We start from the raw sequence: 2784 nt of genomic DNA, 5'->3' as shown, positions 1-2784 counted from the left end.
GCGATTGGTATAGTGGGCATATTCAACGTATTGAGGCTACAAATGATCCCCAAAAAGATTCACTATGTATGGGTAGGTAATCAACCAAAATCTGAATTGATACTTAAATGTATTGATAGCTGGAAAAAACATCTCCCAGATTACGAGATCATAGAGTGGAATAACGAAAAATTCGAAAAAATCAAAAATACATATTCAGAACAAGCGTTCCAAAACAGAAAATGGGCTTTCGTTTCTGACTATATTAGGCTTTATGCACTATATCATGAAGGTGGTATCAATATTCACAATAAGATAAATACACCCGCCACATGCAAATCAAATAGATATAAACGATACCATAATGATATTGTGAAGATTTTAAGCCACCATCATGATTTTTTTTGAGACCGAAAAATACCGGTAAATCGTCGATACCCCCCCACGCCATAATTAATTTGTTAGCAAACAAAAAAATAACCCCAATAACCCCCAAATCTCTTGACGCCACATCACTTCGGGGTTATTATAACCCCATCAAAACAACACAGAGAGCCGGAGGATGGATAGCAGAAATGCAATAGCAATGATCGAAGCTGACGGGTGGTATCTGGTAAGAGTAAAAGGCAGTCACCACCAGTTTAAACACCCGACAAAAAAGGGGTTGGTAACAGTAAAACATCCGCACAAAGATATACCGTTACCAACACTAAAAAGCATTAAAAAACAGGCGGGGCTTTAAGCCCCACCTACTGGAGGTCTAAATGTTATACCCTGTTGCTATTGATAAAAGCGATTCATCCTTCGGTGTGCGCGTCCCTGATATTCCCGGTTGTTTTTCCGGCGGGGATGACTATCAGGACGCAATTGAGAGCGTGCGCGAAGCAATTGAAGCGCATATAGAACTATTGGTTGAAGATGGCGAGACCTTGCCGGAAGCAACAACGGTTGAAAACTGGATTAATGATACCGAATATGCGGGTGCAGTTTGGGCGTTGGTTGATATCGATATTACCCGGTTGATGGGGAAAGCAGAAAAAATCAATGTAACGCTGCCTTCATTACTTATCCGCAGGATTGATCAGTTTGTTGCTAATCACCCCGAATATGGTAGCCGTTCTGGTTTTCTTGCCCGGGCAGCCGCTGATAAAGTGATCGCCCGAGAAAAAAGATAAATTCCGTTATACGCCCTCGGTGTGATATAAGGCCGAGGGGTTGGAATTTCGTTACTTATGTTATCTATTTCAATCGATTACATCTTATCTTCACAATGAGACTGCGTTATAGCTTACCTGAATGTCAATAGCCTGCGTGAACATGTGATATGATATTGTGAAGCAATTACCCCATGTTGAGAACACTAAAATGAACAATTTTGTAATCAGTTTACGTGATAATAATGAAAAACGAAGAGCACATATTACTGAGCAATTTTCGTCCAAAAATGTACCATTTGAGTTTTTCGATGCTATAAATAAAACACAATTACATATTGCTGATGATTTAGGAGTAACATTTAACAATCCTAATTTATCTTTAGGTGAAAAGGGCTGTTTTTTAAGTCATATCACTCTATGGAAAAAAATAATTGACGAAAATATTTCCGTTGCTGGTATTTTTGAAGATGATATCTATCTGTCAAAGGAATCAGGACATGCTTTATCTTCATACGATTGGGTTTCAAATGCAATTGATGTTATCAAAATAGAAAAATCAAGTGAAAAAGTAAAGACATCTGTTAAACCCGTCATTAGAATTCACAATAAAATTGATATATTTCGACTGAATAGCAAGAACCTCGGCACTGCTGGTTATATTATCACAAATAAAGGTGCTCGTTATTTGTTAAATAAAATAACCACAGAGTCACTAAAAAACCCCATTGACCATGATATGTTTAATGATTTTTTGCGTGATGATAAGTATGTTGTCTGCCAGTCCTTGCCTGCTCTATGCATTCAGGATTTTGTATTTAACAATACGGACATGAACTTTCCAAGCTTGCTCGAAAACGATAGAATCCATCGTGAAATAGAGTCAAAAAATGTCGGTAAAAATAAATTATTCCGTGAATTAAATCGTATACGTGATCAGTTTAAAGATTTTATTTTTAAAAAAGCAATTGAGCGAAAAATAAAATTTAATAAATAATCAAGCCATACCATTACCTAAAATTGGCATGGCTTTGTTCTATTTTTAAGAAATTCTGTACCACCCCATCAGCATAATATAAGCATTAACTACTGATACAGATGAGCCGCTACCAGCATTTCCTGTAGTGCCGGAAAGCGTGTGTGTATGCGCCCCAATTGCAACAGTGTGACTATGGTTACCGGCTGATGCAGTATTCGTTGTGTACGCGTTTTTACCATCACCAACAGGCATATTGTTCGCGCCAAATTCACGACCGGTCGGAATTCCGTGTGAGTGATTACCAGTTGTATTGGTCGTTTTCGTCCCGTAATCAAACGCAGACGTAGTTCCGGAAAAACTATGGCTGTGAACTGGTAAATGTGCGGTTGTCAGCGTCACGCTGTCACTGCCACCGCTGCTCAGAACATTATTGCCGCTGCTGTTTGCCAGCCGGATAGTTTTATTTTCACCGATATACGACCACTTTGTGCCCGGAAACAGGCTGTTCGGGTTCCTGTTCTGCGCAAACCAGATCACCACGCCTACCGGGTAAATAGTGTCGATATTGACAGCATTCTGTAATGCCTCGGTGATCCCTTTCTGACTTATAGTACCTGTTGTCGATGTCCCGGTTGTCTGAAACACTGACTTTTTATCAAGTTTCTTTTCCAG

5 protein-coding genes are annotated in these 2784 nt (G+C 39.2%); 4 read left to right on the top strand and 1 reads right to left on the bottom strand.

Annotated elements, in window-relative coordinates; genetic code table 11:
* The 4 genes from PSI15_RS17495 to PSI15_RS17480 all read left to right on the top strand — a co-directional run.
* Window positions 1-387: glycosyltransferase family 32 protein (locus PSI15_RS17495; protein ID WP_273584631.1), on the top strand; the 387-nt coding region annotated here is incomplete at its 5' end.
* Window positions 388-541: 154 nt separating this feature from the next.
* Window positions 542-721, top strand: coding sequence for a type II toxin-antitoxin system HicA family toxin (locus PSI15_RS17490; RefSeq protein ID WP_025152620.1), 180 nt, complete (start codon window positions 542-544; stop codon window positions 719-721).
* A 22-nt stretch (window positions 722-743) separates the two neighbouring features.
* Window positions 744-1154: a type II toxin-antitoxin system HicB family antitoxin gene (locus PSI15_RS17485; protein ID WP_273584630.1), complete on the top strand. Its 411-nt coding sequence runs from the start codon at window positions 744-746 to the stop codon at window positions 1152-1154.
* A gap of 190 nt (window positions 1155-1344) precedes the next feature.
* Entirely contained in the window at window positions 1345-2130 is a 786-nt protein-coding gene (locus tag PSI15_RS17480; protein ID WP_273584629.1) for a glycosyltransferase family 25 protein, read from the top strand.
* Between the two features lie 45 nt (window positions 2131-2175).
* Here the strand turns inward: PSI15_RS17480 and PSI15_RS17475 are convergent.
* Window positions 2176-2784, bottom strand: a 609-nt coding sequence (locus tag PSI15_RS17475) for a phage baseplate protein (RefSeq protein ID WP_443256112.1), incomplete at its 5' end; no start/stop codon positions are given.

It is taken from the genome of Xenorhabdus sp. PR6a (assembly GCF_028599065.1).
In the GTDB taxonomy this organism is placed as follows: Bacteria; Pseudomonadota; Gammaproteobacteria; order Enterobacterales; family Enterobacteriaceae; genus Xenorhabdus; species Xenorhabdus doucetiae.
This window is presented reverse-complemented; position numbering and strand designations above follow the sequence as displayed.